At 60.4% G+C, this 17,710-nt stretch carries 15 protein-coding genes; 7 read left to right on the top strand and 8 right to left on the bottom strand.

Annotated features, from left to right (window positions below; all coding sequences use genetic code 11):
* Positions 1-122: 122 nt before the first annotated feature.
* Positions 123-320, bottom strand: a complete 198-nt coding sequence (locus ACGSLL_RS15735) for a hypothetical protein (protein ID WP_394506999.1) — start codon at positions 318-320, stop codon at positions 123-125.
* A gap of 104 nt (positions 321-424) precedes the next feature.
* Here ACGSLL_RS15735 and ACGSLL_RS15740 point away from each other — a divergent pair, with 104 nt between their 5' ends.
* On the top strand, positions 425-2,344 hold the full coding sequence (locus ACGSLL_RS15740) for a tyrosine-protein phosphatase (RefSeq protein WP_394507000.1): 1,920 nt from the start codon (positions 425-427) through the stop codon (positions 2,342-2,344).
* 48 nt (positions 2,345-2,392) lie between these two features.
* Here ACGSLL_RS15740 and ACGSLL_RS15745 read toward each other — a convergent pair whose 3' ends face one another.
* The 3 genes from ACGSLL_RS15745 to ACGSLL_RS15755 form a co-directional block, all read right to left on the bottom strand.
* The gene (locus ACGSLL_RS15745; protein ID WP_394507001.1) at positions 2,393-3,520 is read right to left on the bottom strand and encodes a mechanosensitive ion channel family protein; all 1,128 of its coding nucleotides are present in this window, start codon (positions 3,518-3,520) and stop codon (positions 2,393-2,395) included.
* 186 nt (positions 3,521-3,706) lie between these two features.
* Positions 3,707-4,684, bottom strand: a complete 978-nt coding sequence (locus tag ACGSLL_RS15750; RefSeq protein ID WP_394507002.1) for an AraC family transcriptional regulator — start codon at positions 4,682-4,684, stop codon at positions 3,707-3,709.
* 83 nt (positions 4,685-4,767) lie between these two features.
* Entirely contained in the window at positions 4,768-6,345 is a 1,578-nt protein-coding gene (locus ACGSLL_RS15755; RefSeq protein ID WP_394507003.1) for a sensor domain-containing diguanylate cyclase, read from the bottom strand.
* Between the two features lie 255 nt (positions 6,346-6,600).
* Between ACGSLL_RS15755 and ACGSLL_RS15760 the strand changes: the two genes are divergently transcribed.
* Positions 6,601-7,038 carry an HhH-GDP family DNA glycosylase gene (locus tag ACGSLL_RS15760; RefSeq protein ID WP_394507136.1) on the top strand — a complete coding sequence of 146 codons (438 nt, stop codon included), beginning with the start codon at positions 6,601-6,603 and terminating at the stop codon, positions 7,036-7,038.
* 19 nt (positions 7,039-7,057) lie between these two features.
* Here the strand turns inward: ACGSLL_RS15760 and ACGSLL_RS15765 are convergent, their stop codons facing one another.
* Positions 7,058-7,954, bottom strand: a complete 897-nt coding sequence (locus ACGSLL_RS15765; RefSeq protein WP_394507004.1) for a LysR family transcriptional regulator — start codon at positions 7,952-7,954, stop codon at positions 7,058-7,060.
* A 224-nt stretch (positions 7,955-8,178) separates the two neighbouring features.
* On the opposite strand from ACGSLL_RS15765, the gene ACGSLL_RS15770 reads away from it, so the two are divergent.
* Positions 8,179-8,805: a hydrolase gene (locus tag ACGSLL_RS15770; RefSeq protein WP_258449469.1), complete on the top strand. Its 627-nt coding sequence runs from the start codon at positions 8,179-8,181 to the stop codon at positions 8,803-8,805.
* A 216-nt stretch (positions 8,806-9,021) separates the two neighbouring features.
* Here ACGSLL_RS15770 and ACGSLL_RS15775 read toward each other — a convergent pair whose 3' ends face one another.
* Both ACGSLL_RS15775 and ACGSLL_RS15780 read right to left on the bottom strand, forming a co-directional pair.
* A complete protein-coding gene (locus tag ACGSLL_RS15775; protein WP_394507005.1) occupies positions 9,022-9,381 on the bottom strand; it encodes a hypothetical protein in 360 nt (119 codons plus the stop codon).
* 94 nt (positions 9,382-9,475) lie between these two features.
* The gene (locus ACGSLL_RS15780) at positions 9,476-11,602 is read right to left on the bottom strand and encodes a TonB-dependent receptor family protein (RefSeq protein WP_394507006.1); all 2,127 of its coding nucleotides are present in this window, start codon (positions 11,600-11,602) and stop codon (positions 9,476-9,478) included.
* Positions 11,603-11,864: 262 nt separating this feature from the next.
* On the opposite strand from ACGSLL_RS15780, the gene ACGSLL_RS15785 reads away from it, so the two are divergent.
* From ACGSLL_RS15785 to cydB, 4 genes are read left to right on the top strand one after another with little or no spacing between them, the layout of a single operon-like run.
* A complete protein-coding gene (locus ACGSLL_RS15785; protein ID WP_394507007.1) occupies positions 11,865-12,080 on the top strand; it encodes a hypothetical protein in 216 nt (71 codons plus the stop codon).
* Between the two features lie 23 nt (positions 12,081-12,103).
* A complete protein-coding gene (locus tag ACGSLL_RS15790; protein ID WP_394507008.1) occupies positions 12,104-12,493 on the top strand; it encodes a VOC family protein in 390 nt (129 codons plus the stop codon).
* 8 nt (positions 12,494-12,501) lie between these two features.
* Complete coding sequence (locus tag ACGSLL_RS15795; RefSeq protein ID WP_394507009.1) at positions 12,502-13,878, top strand: cytochrome ubiquinol oxidase subunit I; 1,377 nt, start codon at positions 12,502-12,504, stop codon at positions 13,876-13,878.
* 12 nt (positions 13,879-13,890) lie between these two features.
* Positions 13,891-14,892, top strand: a complete 1,002-nt coding sequence (gene cydB / locus ACGSLL_RS15800; RefSeq protein ID WP_394507010.1) for a cytochrome d ubiquinol oxidase subunit II — start codon at positions 13,891-13,893, stop codon at positions 14,890-14,892.
* Between the two features lie 2 nt (positions 14,893-14,894).
* Here cydB and ACGSLL_RS15805 read toward each other — a convergent pair whose 3' ends face one another.
* A complete protein-coding gene (locus ACGSLL_RS15805; protein ID WP_394507011.1) occupies positions 14,895-17,516 on the bottom strand; it encodes a bifunctional diguanylate cyclase/phosphodiesterase in 2,622 nt (873 codons plus the stop codon).
* Positions 17,517-17,710 lie beyond the last annotated feature (194 nt).

The raw sequence follows: 17,710 nt of genomic DNA on the forward strand, positions 1-17,710 counted from the left end.
CGCAGCCGCATAGGGTCAGAGTAGTGTTTGGCGTGAACAACGCCTCGCCAGCCCTTTGCTCGGGAGACAACGCCCTCGGCCTCGTGGTCGGGCCCCGGTCCGTGTGGGTGATTGCCTGCAAGTCACTGTTCCAGCTCCGACAACGCTTGCATCGCCGGATCCACCGCCATCGCCAGCAGGCTGACGCTCACAGGTTGTTCGCGTTTTAACCGTGGGAGTTGGCCTGCAGCGACAGCAGTCTGACGTGCAATGCACATCTGGGCCAATTTGATCGCTGACAGATCCGGAATGTTGGAAACCAGACCATTCACGCATTCCACGGACCATTCGCGCAGGCATTTCCTGTCCACCCGCAACTGTCATATTTCGTTTCACTCACGTGCCCATAGTGACCAGCCCAACGCTAGTTCCATGAGGCTGCACTGTGTTCCAACGTCTTTTGTGTTCACTGTCCGTTCTAAGCCTGTCCATCGCCGCCGCTCACGCTGCCGAGTCCATTGCACTCGACACGCCGCGCCTGCAAGGCATCGATAACTTTCGGGACGTTGCCGGTACTACCACGGCTTACTCCACCGCCCACGATGGCACCCTGCGCAGCGGCGTGTTTTACCGCTCCAATGCGCTGACGCCGTCGGCTGCAGATCTGGCGACGCTCAACGGGCTGGGTATCGGGGCGATTTATGACCTGCGCACGCCCAGCGAAATCGCCGCCACGCCTGACACGATGATCGCGGGAGCCAGCTGGCAGAACATCGACATCATCGGCAGCACCACGTCCGGGGCAGATATCACCAACATCTCGTTCAAAAGTGCCGCCGACGCCATCGCCATGATGGAGCAGACCAACCGCGCTTTCGTCAGCGACGCGGGTATGCGCGGTCAGTTCGGCCAGTTGTTCAACGCTCTTGCCAGTGTCGATGCGGCGCAGCTGTTTCACTGCACCGCCGGCAAGGACCGCACCGGCTGGACTGCGGCGGTGTTGCAGAGCATTGCCGGGGTCGATGAGGCGACCATCATGGCCAACTATCTGGCGACCAACGACTACACCGCCGCCCGTGTGGCGGCGACGCTGAAAGCCTTGCCGCCGAGCATGGCCGCGGTCTACGAGCCGTTGCTCGGCGTCCAGGCCAGTTATTTGCAGGCCGGTCTCGATCAGGTCGCCGCCGAGTACGGCAGTATGGACAATTACCTCAAACAGGGGCTCGGTCTGTCGCAGGAAACCATTTATGTGTTGCGCGGCAAACTGTTCGAATACAACAGTCTGCCGGGGCAGGCCGGGCTGATCGGCAACGCTGCGGCCGGTGCCGAGTTGCTGCGGCAGTTGCAGAACACTCAGTTGTCCGGGACTTACAGCGCCTACAACTACTATCTGCAATCGGCGATCGATGCCGGCACCCTCGGCGGGGTTGAAAGCCATGTTGGCGGCCAGGTGCATGCCGACGCGGCGAGCTACCTGCTGCGCCAGAACGCGATGATCGAGCAAGCCGCGGCACCGTTCGCCAGCGGCAGCGACCTCAAGGTCGGGCAGTACCGCCTCTGGAGTACCGCGCTGGCTGGCTACCTCGGCACCGATGGCTCGGCCCATGCCGACAGCAGTAACGAACACAGCCAGGGCCTGATGGTCGGCATCACTCAACGCTTCAGCGAACAGTTCAGTGCGCGCGGCGGATTCGGCTACAGCAATGGCAGCGTCGGCGGGGCGGGCGGGGAGGCGGATACGGACTTGACCTTCCTCAATGTCGGCGCGCGCTACGGTTTCAGCAGCCTGGACCGCGGCCTGTTCGTTGACGCCAACGCCAGCGCCGGTTACGTCGATTACACCAGCAAACGCGAACTCGGCGGTGGCCTCGGCACGGCGAAAGGCGACACCCATGGCAACCTCACCGGGGCCACGTTGGCGCTGGGTTACCGCGCCCCGGTTGACGGCATGACCTTCGAGCCGAGCCTCGGCTTGCGCATCAGCCACCTCGACCTCAACGGTTTCAAAGAGAAGGGCAGCGAACTGGCGCTGGACGTCGACGACAACAGCGCCACGCGCCGCAGCGCTGTTGCCAACCTCAACGTCGCCTTCGCTCCGCTGGCCATGGGCGCCTGGCAACTGGTGCCGGGCGTGCAGGTTGGCTACGAACGCACCTTGGGCGATAACCAGGTCGACAGCCAGGGCCACTTGCTCGGCCTCGACGTTGAGCAGCGCGCGGCTTTCGACAGCCGCGATCAGTTCAGCGGCGGCGTCAACCTGATGGCCAATCTCGGCGCCCTGAGCCTGGGCGCTGAAGTCGGCGCCAGCGGTGGCGGTGACAGCCACGGCTTCAACGGCGGGCTCAAGGCCAGCTACGCGTTCTGAACGAACAACCGGCCGCCAGTGCTGCTGGCGGCCGGTTGTTCAAAGCGCTCAGGCGTGTTCCGTGCGCGACACATGCTGCGCTCTCGGCGGCAATGCTGCCGCCTCGGGCAATGACGCGATGTGCACCGTCCGCGACGGGAAGGCAAACGCCGCATCGACCTCGGCCACCGCCTCCATGATCTGCAGATTGATCCGCTGCTGCACATCCATGTACACGTTGTAGCTGGCATCAAGGACGATATACACCGTCTCGAATTCCAGTGCGCTTTCGCCAAAACTGCGGAAATGGCAGCGATCGAAGCGCGCCTGTTTTTCATTCCTGATGATGGTTTCGACGCGGCGGGTGATCGCTTTGATCTGCTCGGTCGAGCATTCATAGGTCAGGCGAAACTCGAAAACGATCCGCCGCTCCTGCAGCCGTTTGTAGTTCTGGATGGTGCTGCCGATCATGTCGGCGTTGGCCATGACGATCTGCTCGCCGCCGAGGCTGCGAATGCGCGTGGTTTTCAAACCGACATGTTCAACCGTACCGGCCAGCGTGCCGACGACGATGAAGTCGCCCACTTCAAACGGCTTGTCGACGGCAATCGACAGCGAGGCGAACACATCGCCAAGAATGTTCTGCACCGCCAGCGCCACGGCGATACCGCCGACGCCGAGGCTGGCGACGAACGCGGTGATGTTGACGCCGAGGTTCGACAACATGGCCAGCAGAATCACCGCCCACAACAACACCTTGACGCCCCACAGGCTCAGCGTCGCCAGAGCACTGCCCTGAAACGTGCCAGTGGTGCTGTGGCGTGAAAAATAGCGATGCAACGCCAGCGCCAATGCGCGATTGACCCACAGACCGACCTGCAGCGCTGCCACGACAAACCACAGGCTGCTGACCCGATTGAGCCAACGCTCGGGCAGATCGAGCAAGCCAATCCCGATGAGAATCGACGCCAGCAGCAACAACGTGGTGCTGGTCGCCGACAGCACTTCGCTGGCCATGTAACTCAAATGTCTGTTACCGGCTGCGGCTCGCGCCTGCACCTTGCGGAACACGAAGCGGATCGCCGTCCGCGCCAGAAAATAGCTCAGCAACGTTGCGCAAAACGCCAGAATCCAGTTCCCCAGCGAAATGCCTAAAATCGCGTGATCAGTAAAAAATCCAGTGAAATCCTCAGTCATCGAAACCCCCTATCGAAGCCTGCGCCGGCGCATCCGCAGCAGCCACCGCAGCCAGGTAGACGCCACGCGATCCGGTGCTGCAATCGAGTGGCCTGTCAGGGTTAGTCGTTATGAGGGTGTGGCTGTTCCATCAAATCACGCTGGAGGCGGATGACGTGCATGGGCAGGCTCGGTGATACGCAAGCTTCAAAGCCTGGATTTCAACTGCGCCGGGCTCACCCCGAACGCACTCTGGAAATACTGACAGAACCGCCCGACATTGCTAAAGCCAAAGCGCAGCGCCACCTGCGTGACCGACGCCGAATGCCGCTGCGCCAACGCTTCATAAGCACGCTGCAAACGCACCTGGCGCTGATACGCGACGATCGACGTGCCGACAAAGCGACGAAAGCCCTCCTGCAAGGCACGCTGGCTGACATGGCTCATTCGCGCCAACTCCACGCCGCTGACCGGTTGCTCCGGATACGTTTGAATAAACTCCACGGCCAATTTCACATGCTTGGGCGCTACCAGCGGTGCCGGCCGACGCAGTGCCTCGGAGAAGTTATGCGGCCACGCCTCCAGCACCGCATCGATCAACATTTCGCGCAGGCGCGAGGGCATCAAGGTTCCGCCATTGAGCAACGTGTCGAACTCGCTTCCGGTGGCCAGATCGATCAGCGCCTTGAGGCCCTGAAAGGCTGGCGACTGCAAATCCACGCTGGGCTGAAACACGATCTTCTGCACGATCGGTTTATCCAGCAAGGCCGATAAACGCTCAGTGAGCTGATGACGATTGATCGACATGCCGTGATGCGCGTGATCGTCGCAGAAGCGCATCGAGCGGATGTCCGCCTTGTCGATCGCCAACCCGGTGTGGCAAGCGCCGATGGATTCCCCGGCGTGATTGAACAGTATCTTGCCGGCGGTGGGGATGACGAAGGTGATCTCGTCCTGCGGGTCAGGGAAGGCCACGCTGAAGTCGCCGCGATAATGCATGCGCCGAAAGCTCACGCCTTCGTGTCGACCGTAGACGCCACTGATGACGATGTTCGTGGGAATCGGCGGGGTGTCGGCGTAGCGGTTGCCGAAGAATTGCGAGAAGAGGGCGCCGAAGTCATCGGAGCGCATGTTGTCGGAGCGCAGGATAATTTTCTGGCGAAGTGGGGGCTCGTTCCATTGCATTTGAAATTGCACGCCTTGGGCAAGTGATACGTGCGCCAGAGGCTAGCAAAGCGCAGTGACCGCATTATGACGAGCATTAGCGATCATGCTGGCTGCGCGGCACTGCAGTAGCGATCGCGACCTTGCTGCTTCGCTGCATAGAGCATCTTGTCGGCGGCATTGATCAGCATAGCGGCGCTCACCTCATGTTCAGCGGGCCTGGACGCCGCGATGCCGGCGCTGGCAGTGACGTGACCCAGCGGATGATTGGCGTGCTCTATTGCCAGCGCTCGAATGGTCTCGATAATTTGCTGGGCGACCAGTTGCGCCCCGTGGAGGTCGGTGTTGGGCAGCAGCACCGAAAACTCTTCACCGCCGTACCGGACGGCAAGGTCCCCGGGGCGCTTCAGCGCTTGGGAGATTGCGCTGGCGACCATGCTCAGACATTCATCACCGGCGGCATGCCCGTAGGTATCGTTGTAGCGTTTGAAGTAGTCGACATCGATCATGATCAATGACAGCGACGAGTTCTGCCGCTTGGCCAAGCGAATCTCGTCAGCCAGTGCAGTGTCCAGCCGACGCCGGTTCGCCAGGCCGGTGAGGCTGTCAGTCAAGGCCATATCGCGCATGGTCTGGTGGGCAAGACGTAGCTCTCTTTCGATGGCCATGCGCTGGCGAAGCTGATTCAGGACAATCAGACCGAACGCCGTAAACGCGCAGATCACCGAGGACAGCACAAACCCGGTCTTGTAAAGGTCCCAGCGCCACGGCGCGATGATCGATTCACGGGACAGCCCGGTTTCGACCACCAAGGGGTAAGTGGTCAAGGCCCGATAACCATACAGGCGCTCGGTGCCGTCCACGACGGCTTTGACTTCTGCAATGCCGTCGCTGGAGACGGGCAGATAACGGGTGAATATTTCACTGCTCGCCAGGCTCTGACCGATAACGGACTTGATAAACGGGCGACGGACCAGGATTGTTCCATCGCGCAGTGCCAGAACCAGTGCGCCTCGGTCGTCGATTTTGAAATCACCGTAATAATCCACGAAATAGCTGACTTTGATGGTCCCAAGGAGCACGCCTGCAAAGGAACCATCCGGGTTATTCAGACGGCGCGATATTGGGATGATGAGGTCGTCGGTGGATTTGCTTTTCACCACCTTGCCGATCCGCACATTGCGATCGGTATGCGTGCGGTGATATTGGAAGTAATCGCGGTCGGCGTTGTTCGCGGGTTCCGGAATCACTTCCTTGTCGGTGACGATCCATTGCCCGTCCGGGCCATAAATGAACAGGCCATGCAATTGCGGCATCAGTCTGGATTGCTGGACGAGCAATTTGTGGATGCGATTCACATCAATGTTTCGCAGCCCATCACCTTCTACCCGCTCGCCCAGAGCCGCTGTGAGCACGTCCACTTGCCGAATGGCATCCTCGGCATGTTGCGCCGTCGCCCTGGCAAGGTTGGTGACGGAATTGCGCGCCGAATTGAATGCTGAGTGGTAGTCACGCCAGGTCCGCCACCCTTCCACGCTGAGAAACGCCAGAATCACCGTCAACATGAACGCCACTGTGAGGCGCAAGGCCGCGACAGCGCTGACAGCCTTGATCGGGGCAGCGTCTGCGGTCTCTTGCGCCTTGATCTCAGGCGGTTTTTGACCGGGTATCTGCGCATTCATAGGCTGCGAGGCTCATTGGTTCTTCCCGTGGCATTCGTCTGGTCTTCTCCACAAGCTGACCGCATGGGCTGGGTTGAGATTCAATTTAACGGCCGAAGCAGACCTCGTTGAATACATCTTGCGACATGTTCGAAGCGTGATGTTTTTTCGAACCTTCACTTGCCTGGGCCTATCGGAACTGACAAGGCGAGGCTGAAATCCAGCTGATACCCGGCAGCCATGCCGGGGGCGAGTGTCATCATTGAGACCAGACCGGTGAGTAAAAACATCAGCGCAAGCGACTTGCAGATCGACCTTCAAGGTGCCAACGAAGCGGGGCTGTTCAAATGGCTGGTTGCCAGTTTTTTGATGGGCAAAAGAATCCAGGGCGCGATTGCTGCGCAGGCGTACCAGATCATCGTCGTGCAGCATCGCAACGATACACCGCAGAAACTCGCACAGTGCAGCCACCGCCAGTTGGTCGGGCTTCTCGGGCAAGCTCGGTACGTGCGTTACGACGAGAGCACGGCTGCGCGATTGCTCGCGTTGGCAAACAAACTCAATAGCGAATACGCCGGCAAGGTGAGCAACATCGTGGCCGCGAGTGCTGATCGCAGGGCGTTTGAAAAACGCCTTTGCGAATTCGATGGGGTCGGGCCAAAGACCGTTGAGATTTTCATGCGGGAAGCGGCGGCTGTGCTGTTTTTGGAATAGCGTTTTATTGCGAAGCCGTTCACACGGATACAGGCTTGGCGAAATGAGGTGACTGTCCGAACGACTCGATCAACAGTTCGGTGAGGGCCTGGATCTTGCGCGCCGGATGTGGTCCCGGGGGGCGCACGACATAGGCGCCTGCCTGCGGCGGGGGGTAGTGAGTCATGATCGGCACCAGTGCGCCTGACTTCACCTGTTCATAGGTAAGACAGTCCGGCAAATAGGCAATGCCCAATCCGGCCGTTGCAGCGGCAACCAACGCCGTGCCGTTGTCAGCCTTGAAACGTCCTTGCGGACGAACCGTCACCACGTTGCCGCCGTCCATGAATTGCCAGGTTTCGGTGCCCTGCATCAACGCCTCATGAGCCTGCAGGTCGTGTGGACATGCCGGTTCGCCATGGACTTTGATGTAACCGGGGCTGGCGACGAGTTTGGTGAAGATCGGGCCGATGCCACGCGCAATCAGATTCGAGTCCGGTAGATATCCTACGCGTATCGCACAGTCATAACCTTCACCGATCAGATCAACGAAGCGATCGCTGTAGCAAGTCTGCATCTGCAGTAACGGATGACGGCGCGCCATCTCTGCCAGCATCGGGGCGAAGTGCGTCGGACCAAAAGATAGCGGCGCGGCAATCCGCAGTCGGCCGCGCAGCGGGCCGGCAGGCAGAAGTGTTTCCTTCGCCATGTCCATTTCGGCGCAGACCCTCGCGGCATGATCGCGGAACGTGATCCCCGCTTCGGTCAGCGCCGCGCCGCGAGTCGTGCGTGCGAGCAGTTGGATGCCCAGATCCGCCTCAAGCCGCGCGAGCCGGCGGCTGACGATGGATTTGGACACGCCCAGCCGAGTTGCCGCCGATGAAATTCCGCCCGCATCAGCGACTGCTACAAAGGTCTGCAATTCTTCGATATCCAAAACCAGCGTTCCCCATTCTGCAACACAGCTAGTCTCGGGATGCTACTACTGCGTTGAGTCGAGCAACAGCACAATCCTGCTCTCTGGCAACACGGCCCAACCGGGTACGCAGCCGGGAAATGCAGTCTCCCTCAATGCAGTGCAGGCTACGAAACACTCGCCGCTGTTCGAGCGAGCTATCGGGTCCGCGCTGCGTACAAGACAACTAAAAGCAGGAGCAGCAAATGGCAAGCGAGACAATCCGCAACCCTCTGACCGATCAACTGTTGTCGCCAGTGAATTCGGCGCTGATCGTTATTGATTACCAGCCGATTCAGGTGTCCTCGATCCGCTCGATGCCGCGCGACGAGTTGGTGTTCAATATCACTAGCGTGGCCAAAGCGGCCGTCAACTATAATCTCCCGATCATCCATTCAACGGTGAACGTCGCGACCGGTCGCAACAAACCACCGATACCGGAACTGCAAGCGGTACTCGGGCATTTGCCCACCTATGACCGTACCTCGATCAACAGCTGGGAAGACGCGGAGTTCAAGCAAGCCGTCAAGGCACTTGGCCGACCGAAGCTGATCATGACCGCGCTCTGGACCGAAGCCTGCCTGACTTTTCCGGTGCTCGATGCGATTCAGGAGGGATATGAGGTCTACATACCGATTGATGCCGTAGGCGGTACGTCGGTTGTTGCTCACGAAGCGGCGTTACGGCGCATGGAACAGGCGGGTGCCCGGTTGATCAGCCGCGTGCAGCTGTACTGCGAGCTTCAGCGCGACTGGGCACGCGAGTCGACGGTCGCGGGGTTCATGGGGGTATTTGAAAATGCCGATGGCTACAATGCGGAAAAAGCGCTGTGAGGCTCTAATCCATAGCGATTCAGCCCGTTGACGAAGTGAGGCCCGTGTTTGCGGGCCTCACTTTTTAGCTCTGGGTGCGCGCCGCGGTTGTTCAGCCCAGGGAGGAAGAGCGGCAGGCTTGTTCTGGCCAGCCGCTCTGCTATTCAACGTTCTACTTTGGCGAATGTTGTTATCTTCCTTGATGGGTAGGGCGAAGCGGATCTCGTTGTCTGTGCTTCACAATCCCCCGAAACCGCTAAACCAGGGAAACACAATGCCAGCCTTGTGTCCCTGGTATTTTGACGGGTCTCTCAGCTGCCTGCGGCAACGCCATCCGCTGACCATCGCAGGGATGAGCAGCAAGGCGAGCATCCATGGCAGCACAGAGGATGATCCCACACTCAAAGCCGTCAGCAGGCCAGCGAGCGCCAGGCAAATAATTGCGACGTTATAGCTGAGATGCCGACGCTTGATGGAAGCGAAGGTGGCCCAGTCATAAATCAGCCAGTCGTGGGAGAAACTTCCACACTCGGGGCACTTGTGGGTTGGAGGAATACTGTTCGCAATATAGCCACATTCAGGACATCGAGATTTCATCGAACGATCCATCATCGGAGGCGGGTGAAATCATAGTCAGCTTGGCGAGACTGACACTGAGCAACCCGCAGTACTTGCTTCCAAGGGCAATCGGTCAGAGCAAACTCCACGAAACCCCGACATACACCCCCATTCCTTCGCCCGGCGTCGACCGTGCTGCATCCAGCCCCTTGTCGTCATACCCCGGCGTGACGGTGGCGGCGTAATGCTTGTTGGTCAGGTTGCGCATATCGACCCAACCCTGCCAGTCACCCTTCGGTGCGTTGTAGCCCAGCGTTGCGCCGAACAGCGCGTACGGGTCAGCGTAGTAGCTGTTGGCGTAATCCACGGCTGCTTTCGAAACCAGTTGAGTGTTCACGGCGGCGAAGAAACCTTGCGGCCAGTCGTAACGCAACTCGCCCTGGTAATAGTGCATCGGCAAGCCCGGCAGACGGTTGTCACCGAAACGCTGGTCATCACGATAGTGGAAATCGCTGAAGGTGTAGGCCTGACGCAGGCTCAACTGACGGCCATCCGCCGCCGTCCACAGTTTGCTGTTGAGGCTGGCTTCGACGCCTTGATGCACGGTCGGGCTGGCGTTGAGTTCGTACGGCGTGACGGCAGTGGCGTCGGGCAGTACCGAAAGCAGTTCGTGGCGCACTTGTGCGTAATACCAGGCCAGGCTCCATTCGCCGACAGCGCTGTCGCCACGGCCACCGAGCTCAAGGGTGGTGGCGGTCTGGTTTTGCAGGGTGGTCGGGTCTTTTTGCGTGCCGGTGGCCGCGCCGTTACCAGCCGGGAAACGCACGTTGGAGCTGTAGATCAGCGACCACGGGTGCGGCGCCTCGACCGAGCGGCTGAGGTTGCCGAATACTTGAACATCCGGGGTGATCTGGTAGCGCAGGCCGATTCGCGGCGCGTAATCCCAATCGTTGAGGCTGGTTTTGCCGCCGCTTTGCGGGTAGGTCACGGCGCTTTCGCGGCGTGTATAGATGGCGGCGAGGCCGGTGGTCAGCCACAGGTCGTCGGCGATTTCCAGGTCGTTGCCAAAATGCAGGACGGTGTCCGAACCCTGATACGTGAAGTTGCGCATGCGCGTGCCCGGCGCATGACCGGCCGTGTTGCCGCTCGGCACCCGGACAAATTCGCTGGCGCCGTCGTTGGGCAGGTGCTTGGTCACGCGCAGGCCGACATTGCTGCGGCTTTCCATGCCGAACAGGGTGTCGCGGCGCTTGTAGTCGAAGGTGCCGCTGACGTCGGAGTAGGCGACTTTCAAGCGGTTCGGGCCTTCGCGCAGGTCCATCGGATAGTCGTGATAGACGAGGCCGGTCTGGATGCTCGAATCGTCGTCGATGTAGAAGGTGGTCTTGTTGCCGATGAAGGTGCTGCCCGGTTGCTTGCGGCTGTCGTCCCGCGCCACGTAGGACGGGTTGGCTGCCCGCGGATGATGCTCGATGGAATGCTTGGTCACACGACCGGCGAGGTCGTTGTCGGATTCGCGATAGCGGATATAGAAGCGCGTTTCCAGATTCGGGTTGAAGCGATAACCGAAGTTGGCGATCACGCCTTTGCTTTCGCTGGCGGTGTGATCCTGATAGCCGTCGGCATTGGCATCGGTCAGCGATACGTAATAATCGAAGTCGCCGAGCACTTGCCCGGAACTGACCTGGCGCTGCTGATAGCCGTGGCTGCCGGTCGCATAGCGCACTTGCAGCTTCGGCGCGGTGTAGCCGGTGTGGCTGAGGTAATCGATGGCCCCACCCAGCGCGAGCGCGCCGCGATCGAAACCGTTGGCGCCGCGCAGCACCTCGACGTGATCGACCCACAACGGTTCGAGCAACTCGTACGGCGTGCCGCCGGGACCGGTCAACGGCAAGCCATCGAGCATCGTGTACAGCCCCGACGCATGCGCGCCCGGTGCGCGGTTGATGCCCGAACCACGCACGGAAATCTTCACACCTTCGTTGCCCGCCGACTGTGCATAAACGCCCGGTTGGTAGGCCAGCACATCCTGATTGCTCGCCACGCGGCCCTGCAACGGCTGGCGCATGTCGACCACGTTGGTGCCACCGGGCACCTGTTCGAGACTGGCCTTGGCTTCTTCGACGCTGGCGTCTGTGCCGCTGCGCTCATCCGCCGAAATCAGCACTTGCCCCAGTTCCAGACCTTGGGTCTCGGCCAGCGCCGGGCAGGCAAGGGCCAGGCCGAGCAGGGCGGCGGGCAGGGATTTGGGCGACGGCATCGAAAAACTCCAGCGAACAGGGATGAACAGTGAACAGTGCGACGCAGGAAACAGGCGGGGAAACACATGGCGAGCAGGCTTTTTCCCCGGCGATGAGCCACAACCGGACGAGGAATAACTTCGCGGATCGGCACCGCACGGTCAATAAACAAATACAGCTACACCGTTGACCCGTTTCAACCGGACCGTCCGTCCGTCGTCTGCCCTGAACCAGCGCCGCAACGAATCTTTCTACCGGGTGAGTCTTTCAGGAGATACCCGCATGTTCGATCAACAAAAACAGGCATCACTGGCGGCTTGGCGCGAACTGGCGGCGCAAACACAGGACGATCCGGACCCCGAGCAGCGCTACGACGAACTGCTCAGGGCCGCCGATGCGATGGAGGAACAAGGCCTGATCACCGCTGCGGAATGGCGGCAACTGGTGCGCGACGCCGGCAATCTGTTCACCCATAACGAAGAACAAACCCACGGTTGAATGGCCAGCGGAGGAACATCCCCATGCTCAGTTATCTGTTTATCGGCGCCAATGACGTGGAACGTTCGGCGGCCTTTTATCACGCGATCCTCACGCCGCTGGGTTATCAGCATGATCGCGAAGAACACGATTGTTTCTATCTGCCCGGCGCGGCCGACAAGTCCAACGGGCCCGGTAGCGTGCACATCGCCAAACCGTTTAACGGCGAGCCGGCGACTGCGGGTAACGGCATGATGCCGGCGTTTCGCGCCGAATCCCGGCAGCAGGTTGATCAGATTTACAAGACCGGACTCGACAACGGCGGCAGCGACGAAGGCGCGCCGGGCACGCGCGAGGCATACACGCCGGACTTCTATGTGGCGTACCTGCGCGACCCCGAGGGCAACAAGCTTGCGCTGTTTTTCAGTGGCTGAATGCGCGCATGGAGTCCGTTGATTCCGCCCTGATGGCGGCCCGCGCCCAGTTCGCAATCACCATCAGTTTTCACATCGTGCTGGCGGCGTTCAGCATCGGTCTGGCCAACTTCCTCATGGTGCTGGAAGCGTTGTGGTTGAAAACCGGGCGCACGGTTTATCTGGATGTTTATCGTTATTGGTTGAAAGTGTTCGCGCTCAACGTCGCAGTGGGCACCGCGTCGGGGTTGATTCTGGAATACCAGTTCGGGTTGAACTGGTCGCGGCTGGCGGTGCAGGCCGGCGACGTCATCGGGCCACTGATGTTCTATGAAGTACTGGCGGCGTTTTTCATCGAAGCGGGTTTCCTCGGCATCATGCTGTTTGGCCTGAAAAAGGTCGGCCCGAAACTGCATTTTTTTGCCACCTGTGCCGTGGCGCTGGGTTCACTGATCAGTGCGTTCTGGATTCTCTCTGCCAATTCCTGGATGCAAACGCCGGCAGGCTATTCGATTGCCGCGGACGGCCGATTCATCGCCGAGGACTGGTGGGCAATCATTTTCAATCCGTCGTTTGCGCATCGTCTGGCGCATATGATCCTCGCCGTGTTCATCGGCAGTGCCACGTTGATTGCCGGCGCCAGCGCCTGGCAATTGCGCAAGGCCGCGCACAATCCCCGTGCGCGCTTGCAGTTTTCCATGGCCCTGTGGGTAATCGCGCTGTTGATGCCGCTGCAGATCGTGGTCGGCGATCTGCATGGCCGGCACAGCTTGCAGGTCCAGCCGCAGAAGGTCGCTGCGATCGAGGGCTCGTGGACCCGACCACCCGCAGGCGCTGGCGAACCGTTGCGCCTGCTGGCCTGGCCAGACATGAACGAGCGCCGCAACCTGTGGGAATTGTCGATTCCACGCGCGGGCTCGCTGTATTTACATCACGATCTACACAGCAGCATCGCCGCGCTGGATGAATTCCCGCCGCAAGACATCCCGCCGGTGGCTCCGGTGTTTTTTGCCTTTCGCCTGATGGTCGGGCTGGGGCTGTTGATGCTTGCGCAAGGCGTGATCAGCCTGATCCTGCGCCGGCGTCGGCGCCTGTACAGCGCGCGCTGGTTTTTGAGCGGTTGCGTGTGGCTGGCCCCGGCCGGATTTCTGGCGATGCTCAGCGGCTGGGTCGTTACCGAGGTCGGCCGACAACCGTTTACGGTGTACGGCTTGATGCGTACGGCGGACAGTCTGTCGTCGGTATCGCGTGCGCAAGTGCTCGGTTCGACGTGGTTGATCCTGCTGTTCTATCTATTGATTTTCGCCATCGGCCTGTGGGTGTTGCTGCGCTTGCTGCGTAAGCCGCCGCAAGCCGATGAGCCGGGACCGCAACCGACCCTGGCTGACGAAACCGGGCATTCTTGAGGACGCCGCTGCATGGACACTGACTGGCTGACCCTGCTCAGCGCCGCCGCGCTGGCGTTCTCGGTGATGAACTACGTGATTCTCGATGGCACCGACCTGGGCGTCGGCATGCTCATGGGCGTGACGGCTTGCAGCCGCGAGCGTCGAGCCATGGCGGTGACGATTCTGCCGGTGTGGGACGCCAACGAGACATGGCTGGTACTCGGTGGCGGTGGGTTGCTCGCGTTGTTTCCGCTGGCTTACGCGATTTTACTGCCGGCCCTGTATGTACCGTTCATTGTGATGTTCCTGGCGTTGATCGCGCGGGCGGTGGCGCTGGAGTTTCGTGACCATGCGTCCAGTGAACGGCGCAAACGGGCGATCGACAGGGTGTTGACGGGCGCATCGCTGCTGACCGGGTTCGTGCAGGGCATGGTGCTCGGTACGCTGGTGCAGGGTGTTGCGCATCACAATGGTCAATACAGCGGCGATGGCCGTGAATGGCTCAGTGCTTTTGCGCTGTTCTGCGGTGGGGTGCTGGTGCTCGGCTATCTGTGGCTGGGCGCCTGCTGGCTTTACTGGCGAACGATGGATCAGTTGCAGCAGCGCTCTGCGCGGCAGGCGCGGGTTCTGGCATTGATCGTCGTGCTGTCGCTGCTGGCACTGGTTGCGTGGACTGCCACGTTGCATCCGCAATACGCGCAACGCTTGCTGGATGTACGGCTGTGGTTGCCGGCGGGGTTGCTCCTCGGCGTTTCTTTGCTGGTCTTTGCCCGGGGTTTTCGCAGCCGCCGGGATTTCCTGCCGTTGTTCGCCGCGCTCGGTGTCTTCGTACTGGCCTTCGCCGCGATGCTGGTCGCGCTGTTTCCCTACATCATCCCGCCGGGCCTGACCCTGAGCGCCGCGGCGTCCAGCCCGAACAGCCAGGTATTCATGCTGATCGGTTTTGCCGTGCTGGTACCGCTGACGCTGGCCTACAACACGTTCGGCTTCAAGGTCTTCAGCGGCAAGGTGCGGGTGGCCGGGCAGGGCTGACCTCAGGTCACCCGGCCCTTTCTGGTGGCAATGCTGCTCACCGGCGACAGGCGTGAGGCCTGCAACAACTCGGCAAACGCGGCTTTGTCGATCGGCCGACTCATGAAATAGCCCTGGACTTCATTGCACTGGTCGACACCGAGAATATCCAGTTGTTCTTCGGTCTCGACGCCTTCGGCAGTCACGGTCAGGCCCATGGCTTTACCCAGGCCGATGATCGCCTGCACCACGGCGCGATCATTGGTCCCGCTGCTGATCGAGGCGATGAAGCGCTTGTCGATCTTGATGCCATCAAAAGGGTAGGCGCGCAGGTAACCGAGCGAAGAGTAACCCGTGCCGAAATCGTCCATGTTCAGGCGCACGCCAAGTTCTTTCAGCGCATTCATGGTAGTCAATGCGCCGTCGGTGTCGTTGAGCATGACGTTTTCGGTGATTTCCAGTTCAAGGCGACTGGCCGGAAAGCGCGTGGCAACCAGCACTTCGCGCACATCCTCGACCACGTCGCTGACGGCGAATTGCGCCGGCGACAGATTCACCGACAACAGCACGTCCTCCGGCCATGCCAGCGCGGTCTCGCAGGCTTCGCGCAATACCCAGCGTCCGAGGGGCACGATCAGATCGGTCTGCTCGGCCAACGGAATGAATACGTCCGGGCCGAGCAGACCCTTGGTCGGATGCTGCCAGCGCACTAGCGCTTCGACCGAGACGATCTGCTTGCCATCGACCTTGTAGCGCGGTTGGTAATGCAGGATGAATTCGTTGTGCTTGAGCGCGTGGCGCATGTCGTCTTCCATCTGCCGACGCGTCTGGATCTGATCGCTCATGTGTGCTTCGAAGTAGCACCAGGTGTTCTTGCCGTCGGATTTGGCCTGATACAGCGCGATGTCGGCATAGCGGATCAGATCACTGGGCACGTAACCGTGACGCCGACTGAGGGCGATACCGATACTGGCGCCGATGTGCAGCGGATGTTCTTCGAACAGGACCGGCTGATGCAGGCTGCCGATCAGCCGTGTGCAGAATTTGTCGATCTCGTGATGCGTGTCCATGCCGTTAAGAACGACGATGAACTCATCGCCCCCCAGGCGCGCGACGATGTCGTCTTCGCGCGTGCATTCACGCAGGCGCACGGCGACTTCCTGCAACACCGCATCGCCGGCCGGATGGCCGAGTGAGTCGTTGATCGGTTTGAAATTATCGAGGTCGATCATCAGCAGCGACAGCGGCGGCGCGTGTTCCTTGAGCAGCAGGGCTTCATCGAGATATCGCGCCAGTTTGTTGCGGTTCGGCAGGCCGGTCAGGGCATCGTGCATCGACAAGTGCTGAATCTGCGCATGGGCGGCCACTTCGTCGGTGATGTCGCTGGCGGTGCCGCGATAGCCGACGACATTATGCTGATGCAAGATTGGTCGTGCCGACAGCCGACAGTGGCGCGGTTGTCCGGAGTGATCGCGATAGGTACAGCGCAAATCGCTGCTGCTGGTTTCTTCGCTGAGCTTGCGCAGCCACAACTCCAGCGGTGTCGTGTCACAGGTGAGCAATTCGCCGATGTGCTGGCCCAGCCACAAGGTCTGCGGATAACCGGTGACCTCGCTGAAGCGTGCCGACAGGTAAGTCAGCAACAGATCGCGGTCGACTTCCCAGATCCAGTCCGAAGCCGCCTCGGCCACCGCACGAAAGCGCTCTTCACTGGCTTCGAGGGCATGGTTGGCACTTTCCAGCGCGAGATTGGAGGCCTGCATCGCTTCAATGCTGTTGTCGACGTATTGCGATGAGCGTAGGGCATGGCGGAAGAAATACGCAGTCAGCAGCATCAGCACGATCAGCGTCGCGCCGAGGGGCGGGATCAACGACCACAACAGTTGCTGGCCGGGGCGTTGCAGATCGGCAATCAGGCTGTAACCGGTGCTGTCGAGCGGCACCCTTGGCTGAGTGCTTTGGATGCTGTCGTCCGGAGCCAGCGTCAGGTTGGTCAGGCCGTAGCCGCTGCCGATTTTGCGTAGTTTGGTCGGGGTCAGTTTGTCGACGAAGATCAACACCGAGGTATTTTTCAATTCATCGAGCGGGCGTTCATCGTTGGGAATGATCGGGGCCGCCGTGATCAATGCCGGCCAGCCTTCGAACAAGGAATAGGTGGCAATCGGTTTGGTCAGGTCCGGCTGACTCAGCGCCTGTTCCAGTAATTCTGCGGCAGGCACCTGCAGCACCTCGGCAAGGTCGGTCTCGACCATCTGCCCGCGAATCACCGAGTATTTGGTGCGATTGCGATCGATCACGAAGACGCCGTCATAGCCGTCGCTGGTGAACATGGTTTTGCCCATGTTCTGCTCGGCGTACGCCCAGTCCGTATCGACCGGCCCGCTCAAATGTTCGTAAGCGGTGGTCCAGTAGGCGTAGCTAGTGATGTAGTTTTTCGAGGTGGTAATGCGGTTTTCCAACGCCCTGGCCGAATAGAACCGGTTTTGTTCGACGTCTTTTTCATCAAGCTGATTGGCAATGCCGAGCAGGGCGCTCACCGCGGCAATGACGCCGGCAACGAACAACGCGCCGACCGCAATGGCCAGGCGGCGGGTGACCGCGCGTTGCGGGCTCGGCAGGGGGTGCGCAGAAGCAGTAACGGCCATGTGCTCGTCCTTGATCCGGTGTCTTCTGAATCTAGAACAACGGCGCGGGGACATTGTTCAGATTGTTGTCATGGATGACGACGCGTTGCTTCGAAGTGTAGCGAATTTGCCGAAAATGCCAGTGTCGCCGGCTGGCGGCGAATCCCGAAAGCACAAGACATCGTGCGCAAAAGCCGGATAATGGCGGCCATTCG

This window comes from Pseudomonas retamae (assembly GCF_043496865.1).
Taxonomy (GTDB): Bacteria; Pseudomonadota; Gammaproteobacteria; order Pseudomonadales; family Pseudomonadaceae; genus Aquipseudomonas; species Aquipseudomonas retamae.

Excerpts from the sequence above, each read along its gene's own strand:
- ACGSLL_RS15745 (WP_394507001.1), bottom strand. The coding sequence starts at position 3,520 with ATGACTGAGGATTTCACTGGATTTTTTACTGATCACGCGATTTTAGGC.
- ACGSLL_RS15750 (WP_394507002.1), bottom strand. The coding sequence starts at position 4,684 with ATGCAATGGAACGAGCCCCCACTTCGCCAGAAAATTATCCTGCGCTCC.
- ACGSLL_RS15755 (WP_394507003.1), bottom strand. The coding sequence starts at position 6,345 with ATGAATGCGCAGATACCCGGTCAAAAACCGCCTGAGATCAAGGCGCAA.
- ACGSLL_RS15770 (WP_258449469.1), top strand. The coding sequence starts at position 8,179 with ATGGCAAGCGAGACAATCCGCAACCCTCTGACCGATCAACTGTTGTCG.
- ACGSLL_RS15775 (WP_394507005.1), bottom strand. The coding sequence starts at position 9,381 with ATGAAATCTCGATGTCCTGAATGTGGCTATATTGCGAACAGTATTCCT.
- ACGSLL_RS15780 (WP_394507006.1), bottom strand. The coding sequence starts at position 11,602 with ATGCCGTCGCCCAAATCCCTGCCCGCCGCCCTGCTCGGCCTGGCCCTT.
- ACGSLL_RS15785 (WP_394507007.1), top strand. The coding sequence starts at position 11,865 with ATGTTCGATCAACAAAAACAGGCATCACTGGCGGCTTGGCGCGAACTG.
- ACGSLL_RS15790 (WP_394507008.1), top strand. The coding sequence starts at position 12,104 with ATGCTCAGTTATCTGTTTATCGGCGCCAATGACGTGGAACGTTCGGCG.
- ACGSLL_RS15795 (WP_394507009.1), top strand. The coding sequence starts at position 12,502 with ATGGAGTCCGTTGATTCCGCCCTGATGGCGGCCCGCGCCCAGTTCGCA.
- cydB (WP_394507010.1), top strand. The coding sequence starts at position 13,891 with ATGGACACTGACTGGCTGACCCTGCTCAGCGCCGCCGCGCTGGCGTTC.
- ACGSLL_RS15805 (WP_394507011.1), bottom strand. The coding sequence starts at position 17,516 with ATGGCCGTTACTGCTTCTGCGCACCCCCTGCCGAGCCCGCAACGCGCG.